This window comes from Spirosoma liriopis (genome assembly GCF_023196085.1).
GTDB lineage: Bacteria > Bacteroidota > Bacteroidia > Cytophagales > Spirosomataceae > Spirosoma > Spirosoma oryzicola.
In genome coordinates this window covers 595,508-612,316 of record NZ_JALPRF010000003.1, presented here as the reverse complement: position 1 = coordinate 612,316, position 16,809 = coordinate 595,508, and the positions used below count along the sequence as shown (strand labels likewise).

Below are 16,809 nucleotides of genomic sequence, written 5' to 3'. Positions count from 1 at the left end.
CTAACCAAACCTGGTAAACCCAAGCGAACCGCTTATTTCCAATAAACGCACTTGCCCAAGAACAATGGGCTTTTTATCTGGTTTACCCCCGAAATAGGCGTACTTTTCAGCGTTGTTATCCCATTACGGTTTACATCTTCCCACTTTTTAGTATAACAGACAGATTATGAGCGACAAAGTTAAGATTGGCATTCTGTTCGGCCAGGAAAACACCTTCCCACAAGCCTTTGTTGACCGGGTCAACGAAAAACAACGTACGTTCCCGGCTGAATTCGTTTCGATCGAACAGGTCGAACAAAGTGTTCCGACCGACTATGCCGTCATTATTGACCGGATCTCACAGGATGTCCCTTTTTACAAAGCGTTTCTTAAGAATGCAGCCTTAACCGGCACGGCTGTCATCAATAACCCATTCTGGTGGAGTGCCGACGAAAAGTTTTTCAACAATGCACTCGCCGTGCAGCTGGGGGTACCCGTTCCCAAAACAATCCTGCTTCCTTCCAAAGAACGGCCCGACGATACGAATCACAACTCGTTCCGTAACCTGCAACACATGAACTGGGAGGCTATTTTTAATCACATTGGTTTTCCCGCTTTCATGAAACCCCACGCCGGTGGTGGCTGGAAAAGCGTTTACAAGGTAGACAACCCCGAGCAGATGTTTAGGGCGTACGACGAAACGGGGCAGTTGGTTATGCTCTACCAGGAAGCCATTGACTTCACGGACTACTTCCGGTGCTACTGCATTGGCGGCAAAGACGTGCGGATCATGCCCTACGAACCTCGGAATCCACATCACCTGCGGTACGCTTCGGAGATGAAAACGACGGGCGATGCCGGTAAGAAACTGCTCAACACGATGACCGATTACGTGCTTAAACTGAATCACGGTCTCGGCTACGATTTCAATACGGTCGAATTTGCGGTACGTGACGGCATCCCCATCGCCATTGACTTCTGCAACCCCGCCCCCGACGCTGACATTCATTCGGTCGGGCAGGAAAACTTCGAGTGGGTGGTAGAAGCCGCAGCGACGATGGCTATCGAACGAGCCAAGACCCTACAGAAAGGCAAGGACAACCTGACGTGGGGCACGTTTGTGCGCGGTTCGGTAGCCGGCGAACCCCTTCTTTCGCCTAAACCGCCTAAAGCGGCTACGGTCACCAAATCAGACACGGTTACGAAAGAAGCAAAATCGGCAAAACCGGATGTAGACGAGAAAAAACCGGCCAAAGGCAAAAAGCCGAAGGCCTAAGCGCAACGCTACTTGGTAACATACAGACAGCACGTCGTAACTTTTTTTGGCATGACACGCTGTCTGTATGTATTTTTGTGATTGGATTTTAACCACCGTCACACCACCACCAAGTACGTTAACTCGATGAAAAAAGGTTTACTAGTTTCTTTTTTGTGTGCTTTTTCGTTTCTCTTCAACGCCTGTACCCCTCCCGAAAGCCAGCCTAAACCCGTATTAATCAGCGCCAGTCAGATTGTTTTCTACAACAACACGACCCTCAAGGGCGTTACCACAACCAACAGTTCGCTAACCTATCAACCCGCCGATTATGAGGTTAGTGTAAACCGAATTACGTACCAGACTACGCTTAGCGACGGGACAACCATCACGGCTTCGGGGATTGTTTATCTGCCGAATCAGCTGTATTCACCGAACAAACAGTATCCGCTGCTCAGCTTTCAGCACCCTACGGCTTTCTCGAATGCCGAAGTGCCGTCGGGTTTTAATTTCGGTACCGTTAGTTTTTCGTATCCCCTTTATTTCGCAACGCACGGCTACATCGTGGCCTGCCCGGATTACATTGGCTACGGCACCGCTGATCACGTACCCCACGATTACGAACACCGCCAGACGCTGGCTCAGGCAACGGTGGATATGATGCTGGCCACAAAGGACTTCCTGGCCAAGAAAAATGTGCAGTGGAGCAACCAGCTGTTTCTGGCGGGTTATTCGGAAGGTGGTTTTGCCACCCTGTCCGCCCAACAGTTGCTGGAAGAAAAATACAAGTCAGACCTTCCGTTGAGCGGGGCCAGCTGCGGAGCGGGTCCATACGCCATGTCGGCGTTCTTTAAGCACATAACCCAGAATTCGACGGTAGGTGGCGTTGCCAACTACATTTATGCCTGGGAAACGCTCAGCTACAACCGCATTTATGGTTTGAACAAGCCAGTCTCTTATTACTTCAAGGAGCCGTATGCCAGCCAGATTGCGCAATCGCTCGATAATGCCCGGTCGATCCTGGCGAGTTTCGATCAGATTTGTACAGATCAGTTTCGGGCTGAGGTCAACAATCCGTCGTCCCCATTCGCGCGGGCCCTGGCCGACAACGATCTAACCGACTGGCATACCACGACGGCTACCCGGCTTATCCATAGCCAGCAGGATGAAATCATTCCTTTTCTGACCTCCCAGCAAACGTACAGCGACATGCGCAAGCTCGGTTCGTCAAACTTGAGTCTGGTGGCGCTTCCCCAGGGAGCACACGTTCCGACTGAGGTGCTGTTTATGCGTCAGTCGCTGGACTGGTTCGAACAGATTAAAAAGTAACGTACTTAATGGTTGATCAACAAACGGAGGTAAGGTCTATCCGAAAAAAGGACCCATATCCGTTTGTCGATCGACCATTTTTAGTTTATAACCCAAGTGCTTTGGGATCAATCCCCGTGTCGCGAGCCGATGTCCGAAGTATGGCCATCATTTCAACGTAGCTAAACAACCGACCATCAATGTAATCCTGCTCGTCGGGGTCCGCAAACGTTTTCTTTTCTTCGAGATCCCGCACATTCGCATGAATGGTAATTAAAACGTCCTGAACGAACGCTTCTACTTGCTGGCTGTAGGCTGTCATTGTCGGCTTGTTGATTCGATTGCTGTTTTTCAGAGAAAACGGTTACGGCTTCGTTAGGCCTTCCCGACGGTCCAGTTCCCGAAGTACATCGACCATCGTTCGAAACCGGTTAGCGTCGCCGATAAAACTCAGTCCAGACATGATGAGGGCAAACCCACCTGTGCTCACCCAAAACCAAGGGTCTTCATTGGCTTCCTTCATCTTTGATCCATGCAGTAATACGGCAAGGCCGCTGCCAAGCAACATCGCTCCTCCTCCCCCAAACCACCAGTATTTGGTCAACAGTTTCTTTTCTTCCGGCGTCTGCATACGTAATTGATCGTTATTTTGCGTTCATTTGGAAAAACCATATTTCCCGCTTTGAGTTTATAAAAAAACAGTATATTACTCACGCATCAGCGTCTTTCAGCAGGCAGAATCCCTGACTGTATCTAACCCATCGACACTCAACCCTTTACAAAATGCCCGTATTCACACTCGGTATAGAAGAAGAATTTCAAACCATAGATCCAGCAACCGGCGAGTTACGCTCGCACATGTCTAAAATCGTTGACGGCGGTCAAATTGTCCTTCAGGAGCGCGTAAAAGCCGAAATGCACCAGGCGGTAGTGGAAGTAGGCACCAACATTTGCAACGACATTCATGATGCGCGCCACGAAGTAAGCTACCTCCGCAAGATGATTATCGAACTGGCGGACAAGCAAAACCTAAAAATCGCGGCTGCCGGGACGCACCCGTTTTCGGACTGGCAGGACCAGCTGATTACCCCCAACGAACGCTACGACCGGCTCATCGATGAGTTGCGCGATGTGGCCCGCTCCAACCTGATATTTGGCCTGCACGTGCACGTGGGTATCGAAAATCGGAACGAAGGGGTTCAGATCATGAATGCGGTGCGGTATTTTCTGCCCCACGTGTACGCCATTTCGACCAACTCACCGTTCTGGCGGGGTCGTAATACGGGGTTTAAGTCGTACCGGTCTAAAGTGTTCGACAAGTTTCCCCGAACGGGTATCCCTGATTATTTTGCCTCGGCGGCTGAATACGATGAGTACATCAACTTACTTGTCAAAACCAACTGCATCGACAACGGCAAAAAAATCTGGTGGGACATCCGGCTGCATCCGTTTTTCAACACCATTGAGTTTCGCATCTGCGACGTACCCATGCGCGTTGACGAAACGATTTGCCTGGCCGCCATTATGCAGGCGCTGGTGGCAAAAATTTATAAACTGCACAAACAGAATTTAAATTTTCGCCCGTACCGCCGAATCCTGATCAACGAAAACAAATGGCGGGCCGCTCGCTACGGCATTGAAGGAAAGCTCATTGATTTTGGCAAACAGGAAGAAGTTCCTACGCACCAGTTGATTCACGAACTGCTCAATTTTATCGACGATGTCGTGGATGATCTGGGTAGTCGAGCCGAATGCGAGTACGTGCTCAAGATACTGGAAATGGGAACGGGGGCCGACCGGCAACTGGCCGTTTTTCAGCAACATAACGACCTCAAGCGCGTAGTCGATTACATCGTTGAGGAAACTTCTTTCGGCATTAGCTAGTTTTTATGAGACGGTCTAATTCGATTACTTTACCGTAACATGACACTATGAGCTTAGTAAAAATTGCCGTTCTGGACATGAATAACAACCACGCCAACGAAGGCATGCGTTGTATTTTACAGCTGATTCGAAGCGTCCAGGGCAACGATCACGCCGAATTGGCTTTCAATGTATTCAATGTTCGGGCCAACAACGAAATTCCGGGTCTTGACTACGATGTTTATATTTCGTCGGGTGGTCCTGGTAGTCCGCTGGCGTCGGAAGAATCCTGGGAAGAACCTTATTTTGCGTTGATTGATCAGCTTTTTAACTGGAATCGTCAGAACGACCGCAAGAAGTTTGTCTTTCTGATCTGCCACTCCTTTCAGCTGACGATCCGGCATCTGGAGCTGGGTCTCCTCAGCAAGCGCAAATCAACTTCGTTCGGCATTTTTCCGGTTCACAAGACCGATGACGGCTGTTCGGACGACTTGTTTCAGGGATTGGCCGATCCGTTCTACGCCGTAGACTCGCGGGACTACCAGATTACGGAGCCCAACCTGGAGCGGATTAATGAACTGGGAGCTTCTATCCTGTGTCTGGAAAAAATTCGTCCCCACGTACCGCTCGACCGGGCTGTTATGGCCATGCGCTTTTCGCCCGAAATCATCGGTACGCAGTTCCACCCCGAAGCCGACAACGAAGGGATGCTGCGGTATTTCCTGACCGACGAAAAACGCAATCAGATCGTTACCAACTTCGGCCAGGAAAAGTACGACGAGATGGTTGCTTACTTGCAGGACCCCGACAAGATCGCGTTGACCGAATCGGTTATTTTACCCGGCTTTTTGCGGCAGGCCATTGCCACGTTCGCTTCTTCCGATCAGTTTATCGAACAGAATTAATTTTTCGACAGGATTAACAAGATGCACAGGATTTTATTTGATACCTACACCGAGAATTTTGTACATCCTTACTCCTGTCGTTGAGAAAACCATGATTCAAACCGTTCGTCAAGCCTATAACCAAGCCTTTAGCCCGGAACATTACCGGGCTTTTTTGGACAAGATCGACGCCGATCTTCCCGGCCAGTTGGAGTTTCGCGTCGCCGAAACGCCCGTTTTTGTTCCTACCGTTCTTACGAATAAACTCCTGGCGGCCTGCGACACAATTGTTGATGTAATCACGCGCGACGATTTTAAACAATTGACCGAGGACGCGATTCCCGCTGGACAACGGGTTCCGAATGAAGATGCGCACACCCAATTTCTGGCGGTTGACTTTGCTGTCTGTAAGGACGAGCACGGCGAACTGACCCCGCAGCTTATCGAGTTACAGGGTTTTCCATCGCTCTACACCTTCCAGCCGTACCTGGCCGATCAGTTCCGTTCCTTTTATCCGATTCCCAATCAGTTGTCGCACCTGTTTACGGTCTCTACCAATGACGCGTATCTGGATCGGCTCCGGCAAATGATCGTGGGCGACTGCAATCCGGAGGAAGTTATCCTGCTGGAGATCTACCCGGAAAAGCAAAAAACCCGCATTGACTTTGCCCTGACGCAACGAACGCTTGGCGTAGCGCCCGTGTGCCTGACGAAGATTCAGAAGGACGGACGGCAGCTTTTTTACGAAAAGGACGGTCGTCGGATTCGGATCAAGCGTATTTATAACCGACTGATTTTCGATGACTTACGAAACTACCCGGATCTCCAAACGGACTTTACACTAACCGACGACGTTGATGTCGACTGGGTGGGGCATCCGAACTGGTTTTTCCGCATCAGCAAGTACACGTTACCCCTAATCGAAAGTCCCTACGTACCAGCTAGTTATTTTTTATCCGATCTGACTGACTATCCAGCCGATCTGGAAAATTACGTGCTAAAACCCTTGTTTTCTTTCGCGGGGAGCGGGGTCAGGCTCACGTTTACGGCGGCTGACCTTGACGCTATTCCAACCGAACAGCGAAGCGGGTATCTGCTGCAACGCAAGGTAAAGTATGAACCCGTTATTCAATCGCCCGACGGATTGGTTAAGGCTGAAATTCGGTTGCTGTTTATCTGGCCAAAGGAAGACGCCCGGCCTACACTATTAACCAACTTAAGCCGCCTGAGCCGGGGTGAAATGATTGGCGTAGATTTCAATAAGAACAAGGACTGGGTCGGCGGAACGGTGTGCTTTTTCGAGAAATAACCGGTTCGTACTCACTAAAGAAGTCCGTCTAAGCTTGCTAGTAAGTTTAGACGGACTTCTTTGTAAGGTATTCGTATGAGCTATTTCGTCTTCCCACCGAGCAGCAGGTTATAGCCGATGTACGGGATAACGCGTACATTTTTTCCGTCCCAGGAGTAGTTATTGCGGTAGATCAGGCTGTAAGCGCCCAGGTCGAACGAGTGACGCCGACGGTCGAGCCGCAGAGCAAACGACAGGGTAGCCCGTTCGCCGGTGTCATCATAGAAATAATAACGCTGCCCCAGATTAATTCGGTTGTCACTGAGTAGAGTCAGGTTGGGCAATATTTTCTGCACCAGTCCCAGCGTCAGGAATGACTGATCCGGAATACGTTCGAGCGTATAAGGCGTCGGATACATTGATGACCAATACTGGTATACCGATTGTTTGCCGCGATTGACCAGACCATAACCCAGCGTAACATTTCGCTGGCTGGTGCCGATAGAGGCCAGTGCCTGAAAGGTCCATGCTCGTTTGGAGTAGGAATACCGATAGGTGTTTGGTTGGTACGACACATTAAGTCCCACCCTGAACTTCCGACCGATCGACGCGCTTAATTTCGACGTTAGTTGGAAACTGTTATTTAACACACTACCCGATCCGTAATACGCATCGTAGGCTGACCGATAAAGCCACGGGATAGGCGTAGCAACCCCAACACCAACGCTCCAGTTGCGGGTAATTCCGTACTGAAATTCGTTGAGCAGCACCCACTTATTACGATAGTAGAACTGCCCTTTCTTAGGATTGTAGGCCGTTTGTCCGATCAGCAGCCAGGGCGAAAACTGGTTTGGAAACGTGCGTCCCGAATCAGCGCCCGGAACGGTATCAACCACCGTTGAATCGACGCGTTGGAGCAGCTCCGGCTCAAAATAAGTGAGCTGACCATTGCGCTTCCGAACGGTAATCATGGTGCTATCGCGCCGGACAAACCGTCCTTCCAGGCGTGTACTATCCTTAAGGTAAAAAACAGAATACGAGGGAGCGCTGGTCGTTGGACGCGGTCGGATGGGCATAATCCCAATGAGCTGGTCGGTTTCAACAAAGGTCATGTCCCCGCCTGCTTTTTTGACCGTTATCAGCGAACTATCCTGACGAACAATCTGCCCGCGTACCACCGAGCCATCGCGCATCAGCAAAAACGATTGCTTACGCGCCAAATCCTCTGGTGTTACCCGAACGGCTTGCCCCCACAGGACGACCGGGTAAAGTACGAGTAAAAGAAGAACTGTTTTCATGGTTGCGGGTGTTAGGATACAAAGACGACAAAGTTGATGATTGGCATGAAAACGGTTACGCACCGGCAGTTATTTTTTCAGCACGTAGCACAGACCTCTGATTTCCCGTTAGGGTTGGAAATCGATCGATCAGAAGGCGTATTTATTTATTCAACGGATGGTAAGCCATTCATGGATCTGATTTCGGGGATTGGCGTGAGTAACGTCGGCCACCGGCATCCGCGCGTGCTGGAAGCCATTCAGCAGCAGCTCGACAAATACCTGCACCTGATGGTTTACGGCGAGTATGTTCAGACACCGCAAACCCAACTGGCTCATGCACTGGCCCAAACGTTACCGGTGGGGCTTGACACGGTATACTTTACCAACTCGGGAACCGAAGCCGTAGAAGGGGCGATGAAAGTAGCGAAACGCTATACCAACCGGACCGAAATCATCAGCTGCTTCAACGCGTACCACGGCTCGACGCAAGGGGCGCTTTCACTCTCGGGCGACGAAAATTTCAAGCGCAACTACCGCCCTCTCCTACCCGACGTCCGGCATATCCGGCATGGTAACTGGGATGATATTGAGAAGATTACGACGCGTACTGCCGCTGTAGTCATCGAAGTAATCGGGGGTGAAGCGGGCGTCCGTATTCCACCAGCCGGTTATTTACAAGCGGTCCGTCAGCGTTGTACGGAGGTGGGTGCTCTGCTGGTTTTTGACGAAATTCAAACGGGATTTGGCCGTACGGGAACGTTCTGGGCGTTTGAAGGCGTGGCCGTTACGCCGGACATTTTACTGTGCGCGAAGGGAATGGGCGGAGGAATGCCGATTGGCGCGTTTATCAGTTCGGCTGAGATTATGAGCGTCTTCAAAAATAACCCGATCCTCGGCCATATTACCACATTCGGCGGTCATCCGGTTTCGTGCGCGGCTTCGCTGGCCACGCTTCAGGTCATCCGGGAGGAAGGTCTTTACGAAGCTGCCGAAGCCAAAGGGCAACTTTTCAAGCAATTGCTAACCCATCCAGCCATTCGGGAAGTGCGCGGAAAAGGGTTGATGCTGGCGGTTGAGTTCGACTCCTTTCCTATTCTGAAATCCGTTATCGACCGGGCCATTGCGGGCAACGGGACAGGCTTAGGCATCATTACGGACTGGTTTCTATTCTGCGATAACTCCATGCGCATTGCGCCACCACTCGTTATTACGGAAGAGCAGATCCGGGAAGCCTGTTCGATCATTCTACAAGCAATTGACGCCTGAGCGTCACGGGAATACGACCGATAAGGTTCCGACAATCAGCGCGAGGCTAAAAATAATCAGCAAACCGATCAGCACTGTTTTCAGTAAACCTCCTGGTTGTTTGGTCGATTGATTGTCCATAGGCATGCGCAAGTACGTTCGGATTTTACACAAATATGCATAAAGAATTGTATAATTTCATTGCGGGTAGTTGGTTATTGCCGGAGTACTCCACAGCACATGCTGTCAAAAGCAGCCCTAAAGGGGAATATTGCCGTGCTTTTTCTTCGGCATACTAGCCACCTTATTTTCCAACATACCAAAGGCCCGAATGAGCTTGTGACGAGTCTGGTCGGGCATGATTACTTCGTCGATATAGCCCCGATTGGCAGCCCGGTACGGGTTGGCAAACTTCTCGGTATACTCCTGTACTTTCTCCTGCAACTTGGCCTGCGGGTCGTCAGCTTCCGCAATTTCGCGTTTAAAAATAATTTCGGCGGCCCCGCTGGCTCCCATCACCGCAATCTCGGCAGACGGCCACGCGTAGTTCAGATCAGCCCCGATGTGCTTCGAATTCATCACATCGTAAGCCCCTCCGTACGCTTTTCGCGTGATCACCGTCACGCGGGGAACCGTGGCTTCGCAAAAGGCGTACAGCAGCTTGGCTCCGTTCGTGATGATACCATTCCACTCCTGATCGGTTCCCGGCAGAAAACCCGGCACATCTTCCAGGACCAGCAAGGGAATGTTGAAGCAATCGCAGAAACGGACAAAACGGGCGGCTTTGGTGCTCGCGTTAATGTCCAGAACGCCGGCTAATACGGCGGGCTGGTTGCCAACCACGCCGATGCTGCGCCCACCAATTCGGGCAAAGCCAACCACAATGTTTTCGGCAAAATTCCGGTGTACTTCCATAAACGTACCCGCATCCACCAGTTCCTCAATGACTTCGCGCATGTCATAAGGTTGGTTTGGATTGTCGGGGATGATGCTGTTAAGCGCCAGTCGGGTTTCGTCCTGCGCGTCGTAAGGCAGCAGCGCGGGCTCGTCCTCGCAGTTCTGGGGAATATAGCTCAGCAGCCGCTTGAGGTGCTGGATGCACGCCAGTTCGTTTTCGCAGGCGAAATGCGTCACCCCCGACTTCGTGCTGTGCGTGCTGGCTCCGCCCAATTCTTCCGCCGTAACGGTTTCATGCGTAACCGTTTTGACTACGTTCGGCCCCGTCACGAACATGTAGCTCGTATGTTCGACCATGAAAATAAAATCGGTAATGGCCGGGCTGTAGACCGCTCCGCCCGCGCAGGGACCCATCACCGCCGATAATTGCGGAATTACGCCCGACGCCTTCGTATTTCGGTAGAAAATATCAGCATAACCCGCCAGTGACAATACCCCTTCCTGAATCCGGGCCCCACCCGAATCGTTCAGCCCAATGATTGGCGCGCCATTTTGCATAGCCAGATCCATCAGCTTGCAGATTTTCTCCGCGTGGGTTTCCGAAAGGGCACCGCCAAAGACGGTAAAATCCTGCGCAAACACGTACACCAGCCGTCCGTCTACAGTACCGTAACCCGTTACAACACCATCGCCCAAGTAATGCTCTTTGTCGAGTCCAAAATCGCGGGTACGGTGCATGACGAACTTCCCGATTTCCTCAAACGACCCTTCGTCAACGAGTAAACCGATTCGTTCGCGAGCCGTTAACTTGCCTTTGGCGTGCTGGTTGTCGATCCGCTTCTGACCGCCACCGAGTTCAGCTTCGGCGTTTTTTTGGGCCAGGACAGCCGTTTTGGATGGTTTGACAGTTGGTGACAAATCGGTTTCGGGCTGAATTTCCGGTTGCATGAGGTAGAGTTTAGCGAAAGCGCGTTAGGCAAAGTTAATTGTTCTACCCAATTCTACCGATTTTGTTCCATTTTCTCTTGATCAAAGCTAACATCGTAATGACAGAGCTAACGGACAAAGAAAGCGGGTCGTATCGGCGGGCAGGAGGTTTTCCATTCTGCCGTTGAGCTTTCCCGCTTTTTCACCGACATTTGCCCCAGACTTTTCATTTCTGATACGTGCTAAAACCGCTACTGAGCCTGCTTCTTGGGCTACTCTTCTGCCACATGGCCGAGGCTCAACCGCTCGGTGGCCAGCGTATCTTTCCGTTTCTGGATTTGCCGACCCATGCGCGCGTTGCCGCCCTGGGTGGACAGCTGGCTTCGGCAACACAACCCGATGGCTCCTATCATCTTAACAATCCCGCCCTAGCCGATTCGGTTCGGGATAATGAGCTGTCCATTAACCTGATGCCTTATCTGGCCGCGGCTAAATATTACACGTTGCAATACGGTTTACCCATTCAGGCCAATGATCCCAACCGTCGGGCGCGGTGGGCCGCAGGCTTACAGTATCTTACCTATGGCGAGTTTACACTAACCGACCCGGCAGGCAATTCGCTCGGCACCTTCTCAGCCAATGACTACGCCCTAAGCCTGTCCCATGCCCGTACCGAAGGTAACTTTACGCTTGGCGCTACCCTTAAAGCGGTTGGGTCGAGCATCGAAACGTACTCAGCATTTGGTATACTGGCCGATTTGGGGGGCATCTGGAGACATCCGAAACAGGACTTAACGTTTGGTCTGGTGGCCAAAAATGTGGGTTACCTGCTTAAAAACTACGGCCCAGCCGACGCCGATTTACCGTTTGACCTGCAAGCGGGCGTAACCGTAAAGCCGAAACACGCCCCTGTACGCCTGACCTTGACGGCGCATCACCTGCAACGCTTCGACATCAGCTACAACGACCCGAGCCTGAACGTTCGGTACGATTTGAACGGCAACATCATTTCGCAGCCGACCAGCGTGACCGAAAAAATAGCGCGCCATCTGATTGTCAGCGCCGAACTGCTGCTTAGCCGGCATGTTCATTTGCTGGTAGGCTATAATCACCAGAAACGTCAGGAAGGAAAGTTGACAACCGGTGGCGGTGGAGCCGGTATTTCGTTCGGAGCCTCGGTACAGGCGCGGGGGTTTCAACTGACGTACGGTCGCTTCTCGTCGGTACCAACCGCCGGAACCAGCCAGCTATCGTTACGTGTTGACCTGAATCGATTGATGAACTAAAAAGCGGGCGGCACCCGCCTTTCGGCAACAGGCCCGCAGCATAGCAAACAACTCCTTTAACGACGAAGCGATGGAACTAGGTATCAGTAGTTTTGGCGAGGTCATTCCCGATCAGGTAGCGGGCAGGGCCCTCAACGCCCACACGCGCATGCAGCAGTTGCTGGAAGAAATAAAACTGGCCGATCAGGTGGGTCTGGATGTTTTTGCCCTGGGCGAACACCACCGGCCTGATTTCATTATCTCCGCTCCCGAAGTGATTCTAGCCGCTGCGGCTACCCAGACAAAGACCATTCGGTTGTCGAGCGCCGTAACGGTTTTGAGTTCGGCCGATCCGGTGCGGGTGTACCAGAATTTTGCCTCGCTGGATCTTATTTCGAACGGGCGGGCCGAAATCATGGCCGGACGGGGTTCGTTTATCGAGTCGTTTCCCCTATTCGGTTATGACTTGAACGATTATGATGATCTATTCACCGAAAAGCTGGAGTTGTTGATGGCCATCAACCAGCAGGAAGTGGTTAGCTGGCAGGGCCACTTCCGGCCATCTATTCCGAACGTAGGTGTGTATCCTCGCCCCTACAAACCAACGCTTCCGATCTGGCTGGCTGTTGGGGGTACGCCCGCTTCGGCGGTTCGGGCGGGCAGTATGAACCTGCCGATGACGCTGGCCATGCTGGGTGGCACGCCCGACCGGTTTGTGCCCCTAGTGAACATGTACCGGCAGGCGGCCCGGAAAGCGGGACACGACCAGATCCCGCTCGCCGTCAATTCCCACTTTTACGTGGCGGATAACTCGCAACAGGCCGCCAACGATTTTTACCCGTTCTACGCGGTGCTGATGAATCGGATTGGTCGGGAGCGCGGCTGGCCCCCGCTCGGTCGCGAACAGTACGAATACCTGCGGCAGCACGGCCCTTTGCTGGTGGGTAGTCCGCAGCAGGTCATCGACAAGCTACTGACGTTCCATGAGCTGTTTCAGAATACGCGCTACCTGGCCCAACTCATTGGTGGACAGTCGGCCGACCATCCGAAACTGCTACGGGCTATTGAATTATTTGGCACCCAGGTAGCCCCCGTGATTCGGAAAGAACTCGCTGCTACACAACAGGCAATCTAGTCCATAGCCCAAAGCCCGTAGGCGTACGAAGTGCATTTTTTACGCCTTGTGGAGACATTTTTCTAATTCCTGCGTTTCATTACTAGGCAGCGCGTATCATACGCTTCTTTTTTTTCGATGACCGAATTACTCAAAGACCTTACCCCTCGGCAAATCGTTGCTGAGTTAGATCAGTACATTATTGGCCAGAACGACGCGAAACGCAACGTAGCCATCGCGCTGCGTAACCGCTGGCGTCGGATGAACAGTGCTGCGGACATGCAGCACGAAATTACGCCGAACAATATTCTAATGATTGGCGCAACGGGTGTCGGCAAGACCGAAATTGCCCGTCGGCTCGCTAAAATAGCCGATGCGCCCTTTATAAAAGTTGAAGCGTCGAAATTCACCGAAGTAGGTTACGTCGGGCGCGATGTGGAAAGCATGGTGCGCGATCTAGTCGAACAGGCCGTCAACATGGTGCGGTCCGCGAAAAAGGAAGCCGTCAAGGTGCGGGCTCAGCAACTCGTCGAAGACGCTATCCTGGATATCCTGATCCCGCCCGTCAAACCTGCTGGCAACACTAATCAGCTCGGTTTTGAGAATCAGCCGAAAGACGCCGATGCGGAGCTCAACGAACGAACTCGTGAACGCTTTCGGGACAAAATCCGCTCGGGCGAGATGGACGACCGTAAAATTGAGATCGACGTTCAGCAATCCCAAGCGCCTAATATCGGTATTATGGGCGGTGCCGTGGATGATCTTTCCATGATGAACATTCAGGAAATGATCGGTGGCATGATGCCTAAACGGGGCAAAAAACGCAAGGTGACCATTGCCGAAGCCCGGACAATTTTGCTCGAAGAAGAAGCCGCCAAGCTGATCGATATGGATGAAGTGAAAGAAGAAGCCATTCGAAAAGCCGAAGATGCAGGAATTATTTTCATCGACGAAATCGACAAAGTAGCCTCGGCCCGGTCGGGTAACGGCGGTGGCGGACCGGACGTCAGCCGGGAAGGTGTACAGCGTGATTTGCTTCCCATTGTGGAAGGCAGCGCGGTCAATACCAAGCACGGTGTCGTTCATACCGACCACATTCTGTTTATTGCCGCTGGTGCTTTCCACGTCGCCAAACCCAGCGATCTGATTCCTGAGTTACAAGGCCGTTTCCCGATTCGGGTGGAGTTGCAGAGCTTGTCGGAGGACGATTTTTACCAGATCCTCAAAGAACCAAAAAACGCGCTGACGAAGCAATACGAAGCCATGTTAGGCGCCGAACAGGTAGAACTTACCTTTCAGGACGATGCCCTTCGCGAACTGGCCCGGATTGCCTTCGAGGTTAACGCGGAAGTCGAAAACATCGGGGCTCGCCGGTTGCAAACGGTACTGAGTCATCTGATGAATGACTTTATGTTCGACATTCCCGACGCGATTGGGGCCAATGCGCACGTCGTGGTGACGAAAGAGTTAGTGGGTGAAAAACTGAACGGTCTGGTCAAAAACCGGGATTTGAGTCAGTTTATTTTGTAGTTGATCTGCCTGGTTGTCGCGTAGACGAATCTTATTTTGCCCACGCGACAACCAGGCGGGTTAGTTTTTCAATGGCCCGGTCGGTATCAGCTCGCTTCCGGTCAGGTGGCTCGAAGCGGTTAAACGGACGGAGTTCCAGCACAAACGTTTCGTCAACGGCCTCATCATCAATTGGCGTATACACTTTATAGCCGACTACCTGAACGGGCAGTACACCATGCTGCCCTTTAAAGCGGGTTAACAAATACGTCAGCAATCCTTGGATTTCTTTTTCGGTAACTCCTTCAGCAGGCACAAACCGAACGTCGGCGCGGTTCCGATCAACAAGCGTCTGTTCCTCGGCGCTATAATGCCCCTCGCAGCTCGAAAACGTCCGGACCAGACCGGTGGCATTCAGGGCGTCAACCAACGGTCGAATCTGCGGTTCAATTTCTTCCATCATGGCTCTCCGTCCACCAAGGCCATTTCATCGGCATCGTTCATCCGGTGCGTTTCGGGCGGTTGCCGCTGGCGCCACTTCCAGCTTAGGTAAAGCACAGCAACTATAGCCAATACGCCGGACAGGATAAACGACGCATCAATCCCGGCCTCACCCGCAAAGTGATTCAATAGCCAGCCCGATGCCACCGCGCCCAAGCCAATTCCGGCTTCCAGGGCTATGTACATCGTCGCCATGGCGCGCCCTCGCGTTGCTTCGTCGCTCAGATCTGCCGTCCAGGCCTGAATGGTAGGTGAATTCATGCCCCACGACATTCCATACACAATGGCCGCACTCCAGAACCACAGGTACGCGTTCGGATCAGCCGGGTCGGTAATCGTCAACAAAACCATCGAGATAGCTAGTGCCGTGGAGGATACCAACAGCACAGGCACCCGTCCGTACCGATCCGACGCTTTGCTGAACAGTAGGCGAACGGCCAGCGACGCCACGGTATATACGCTGAAAAACAACCCTTTATTGGCAATACCAAGCGACATACTCACCGTAGCGATCACGGTCAGCACGACGCCAGACGAAAACGCCTGAAGCAGTTGAACCGTGAACGGTGGAACGGCCTGTTTATCGAAAATTTCGTCTTTTTTTAACCGCAACAGACTGAACCGGAACGGTTGCCGGTTAACCAGCGTTTCGGGCATCCGCAGCAGGATACCGATGGACAGCAAGGCAAATGCCGACGATGTCCAGAACATCACGTTCATGGAGTAATCATCCGCCAGCCAGCTCCCGATGGCCGGTCCGAGCGACATGCCCATAGCCGTAAACAAACCCAGCGTTCCCATGGCTTCGCCCCGACGATTGGCCGGAACCACATCCGCTACGTAGGCAGCGGTGGCTGTCGGTTTGGTGCCAGTCGAGAAACCGTGGATGAGCCGCAGGGTCAGAAACCCCCAGACCGTCAGCAGGTACGGATACAGAAAACCACACACAAAACACACAATCGACCCAAACGCCATGACGGGAACGCGCCCGACGGTATCGGTAATCTTACCGCTGAAAGGCCGGGAGACACCCGCCGTAAGCGTGAAAAGCGCAATGATTAACCCGACATATTCCCGCCCGCCCAACTTTGTCAGGTAAGCTGGCAATTCCGGAATCATCATTTGAAAACTGGCTGAAAACAAAAAATTACTGAGGCACAGCAGCCAGAACGAAAACGTGTACAACGACGGGCCACGTACGGTTTGTGCCCCTGATAATGAATGCGTGATTGACAAGTTGATCTATTGAAGGTTCCGGCTGCAAAGGTAGGCCGTTCTCCCCAATCATTGAGCCCGAACAATAAACTGTATTGCTCTGTGGTAACGCCCAAACGCACTATCGGGGTGGTATGTCGGGGTGGTATGTCGGGGTGGTATGTCGGGGTGGTATGTCGGGGTGGTATGTCGGGGTGGTATGTCGGGGTGGTATGTCGGGGTGGTATGTCGGGGTGGTGTCAGGTTCTCAAACCTGACACCACCCCGACAGCAAAATAC

15 protein-coding genes are annotated in these 16,809 nt (G+C 52.2%); 9 read left to right on the top strand and 6 right to left on the bottom strand.

Annotated elements, in window-relative coordinates; translation table 11 throughout:
• The first annotated feature begins 166 nt into the window (after positions 1 to 166).
• Together M0L20_RS19405 and M0L20_RS19400 are read left to right on the top strand one after the other, a co-directional pair.
• Positions 167 to 1,255, top strand: coding sequence for an ATP-grasp domain-containing protein (locus M0L20_RS19405; RefSeq protein ID WP_232558253.1), 1,089 nt, complete (start codon positions 167 to 169; stop codon positions 1,253 to 1,255).
• 126 nt (positions 1,256 to 1,381) lie between these two features.
• On the top strand, positions 1,382 to 2,563 hold the full coding sequence (locus M0L20_RS19400) for an alpha/beta hydrolase family protein (RefSeq protein WP_232558252.1): 1,182 nt from the start codon (positions 1,382 to 1,384) through the stop codon (positions 2,561 to 2,563).
• 85 nt (positions 2,564 to 2,648) lie between these two features.
• Here M0L20_RS19400 and M0L20_RS19395 read toward each other — a convergent pair whose 3' ends face one another.
• Both M0L20_RS19395 and M0L20_RS19390 read right to left on the bottom strand, forming a co-directional pair.
• On the bottom strand, positions 2,649 to 2,864 hold the full coding sequence (locus tag M0L20_RS19395; RefSeq protein ID WP_248478636.1) for a hypothetical protein: 216 nt from the start codon (positions 2,862 to 2,864) through the stop codon (positions 2,649 to 2,651).
• Between the two features lie 42 nt (positions 2,865 to 2,906).
• Positions 2,907 to 3,173, bottom strand: coding sequence for a hypothetical protein (locus M0L20_RS19390; RefSeq protein WP_232558250.1), 267 nt, complete (start codon positions 3,171 to 3,173; stop codon positions 2,907 to 2,909).
• A 152-nt stretch (positions 3,174 to 3,325) separates the two neighbouring features.
• Here M0L20_RS19390 and M0L20_RS19385 point away from each other — a divergent pair, with 152 nt between their 5' ends.
• The 3 genes from M0L20_RS19385 to M0L20_RS19375 all read left to right on the top strand — a co-directional run bounded on the left by M0L20_RS19385 (position 3,326) and on the right by M0L20_RS19375 (position 6,598).
• On the top strand, positions 3,326 to 4,426 hold the full coding sequence (locus M0L20_RS19385) for a carboxylate-amine ligase (RefSeq protein WP_232558249.1): 1,101 nt from the start codon (positions 3,326 to 3,328) through the stop codon (positions 4,424 to 4,426).
• Positions 4,427 to 4,473: 47 nt separating this feature from the next.
• Positions 4,474 to 5,310, top strand: a complete 837-nt coding sequence (locus M0L20_RS19380; protein WP_248478635.1) for a type 1 glutamine amidotransferase — start codon at positions 4,474 to 4,476, stop codon at positions 5,308 to 5,310.
• A gap of 91 nt (positions 5,311 to 5,401) precedes the next feature.
• Positions 5,402 to 6,598, top strand: a complete 1,197-nt coding sequence (locus M0L20_RS19375) for a hypothetical protein (protein WP_248478634.1) — start codon at positions 5,402 to 5,404, stop codon at positions 6,596 to 6,598.
• Between the two features lie 80 nt (positions 6,599 to 6,678).
• On the opposite strand, the gene M0L20_RS19370 is transcribed toward M0L20_RS19375, so the two are convergent.
• Positions 6,679 to 7,875, bottom strand: coding sequence for a hypothetical protein (locus tag M0L20_RS19370; RefSeq protein WP_248478633.1), 1,197 nt, complete (start codon positions 7,873 to 7,875; stop codon positions 6,679 to 6,681).
• 45 nt (positions 7,876 to 7,920) lie between these two features.
• Between M0L20_RS19370 and M0L20_RS19365 the strand changes: the two genes are divergently transcribed.
• Positions 7,921 to 9,123, top strand: coding sequence for an aspartate aminotransferase family protein (locus M0L20_RS19365; RefSeq protein ID WP_248478632.1), 1,203 nt, complete (start codon positions 7,921 to 7,923; stop codon positions 9,121 to 9,123).
• Between the two features lie 237 nt (positions 9,124 to 9,360).
• On the opposite strand, the gene M0L20_RS19360 is transcribed toward M0L20_RS19365, so the two are convergent.
• Positions 9,361 to 10,947, bottom strand: coding sequence for an acyl-CoA carboxylase subunit beta (locus M0L20_RS19360; protein ID WP_232558244.1), 1,587 nt, complete (start codon positions 10,945 to 10,947; stop codon positions 9,361 to 9,363).
• A gap of 218 nt (positions 10,948 to 11,165) precedes the next feature.
• Between M0L20_RS19360 and porQ the strand changes: the two genes are divergently transcribed.
• The 3 genes from porQ (at position 11,166) to hslU (ending at position 14,835) form a co-directional block, all read left to right on the top strand.
• Positions 11,166 to 12,212, top strand: coding sequence for a type IX secretion system protein PorQ (gene porQ / locus M0L20_RS19355; protein WP_248478631.1), 1,047 nt, complete (start codon positions 11,166 to 11,168; stop codon positions 12,210 to 12,212).
• 70 nt (positions 12,213 to 12,282) lie between these two features.
• Positions 12,283 to 13,326, top strand: coding sequence for an LLM class flavin-dependent oxidoreductase (locus tag M0L20_RS19350; RefSeq protein ID WP_248478629.1), 1,044 nt, complete (start codon positions 12,283 to 12,285; stop codon positions 13,324 to 13,326).
• Between the two features lie 117 nt (positions 13,327 to 13,443).
• Positions 13,444 to 14,835, top strand: coding sequence for an ATP-dependent protease ATPase subunit HslU (hslU, locus tag M0L20_RS19345; RefSeq protein ID WP_248478627.1), 1,392 nt, complete (start codon positions 13,444 to 13,446; stop codon positions 14,833 to 14,835).
• Between the two features lie 31 nt (positions 14,836 to 14,866).
• Here the strand turns inward: hslU and M0L20_RS19340 are convergent, their stop codons facing one another.
• Both M0L20_RS19340 and M0L20_RS19335 read right to left on the bottom strand, forming a co-directional pair.
• The gene (locus M0L20_RS19340) at positions 14,867 to 15,277 is read right to left on the bottom strand and encodes a hypothetical protein (RefSeq protein WP_354004232.1); all 411 of its coding nucleotides are present in this window, start codon (positions 15,275 to 15,277) and stop codon (positions 14,867 to 14,869) included.
• The gene (locus M0L20_RS19335; RefSeq protein WP_248478625.1) at positions 15,274 to 16,437 is read right to left on the bottom strand and encodes an MFS transporter; all 1,164 of its coding nucleotides are present in this window, start codon (positions 16,435 to 16,437) and stop codon (positions 15,274 to 15,276) included. The genes M0L20_RS19340 and M0L20_RS19335 overlap by 4 nt, the downstream gene beginning before the upstream one ends.
• Between the last annotated feature and the right edge of the window lie 372 nt (positions 16,438 to 16,809).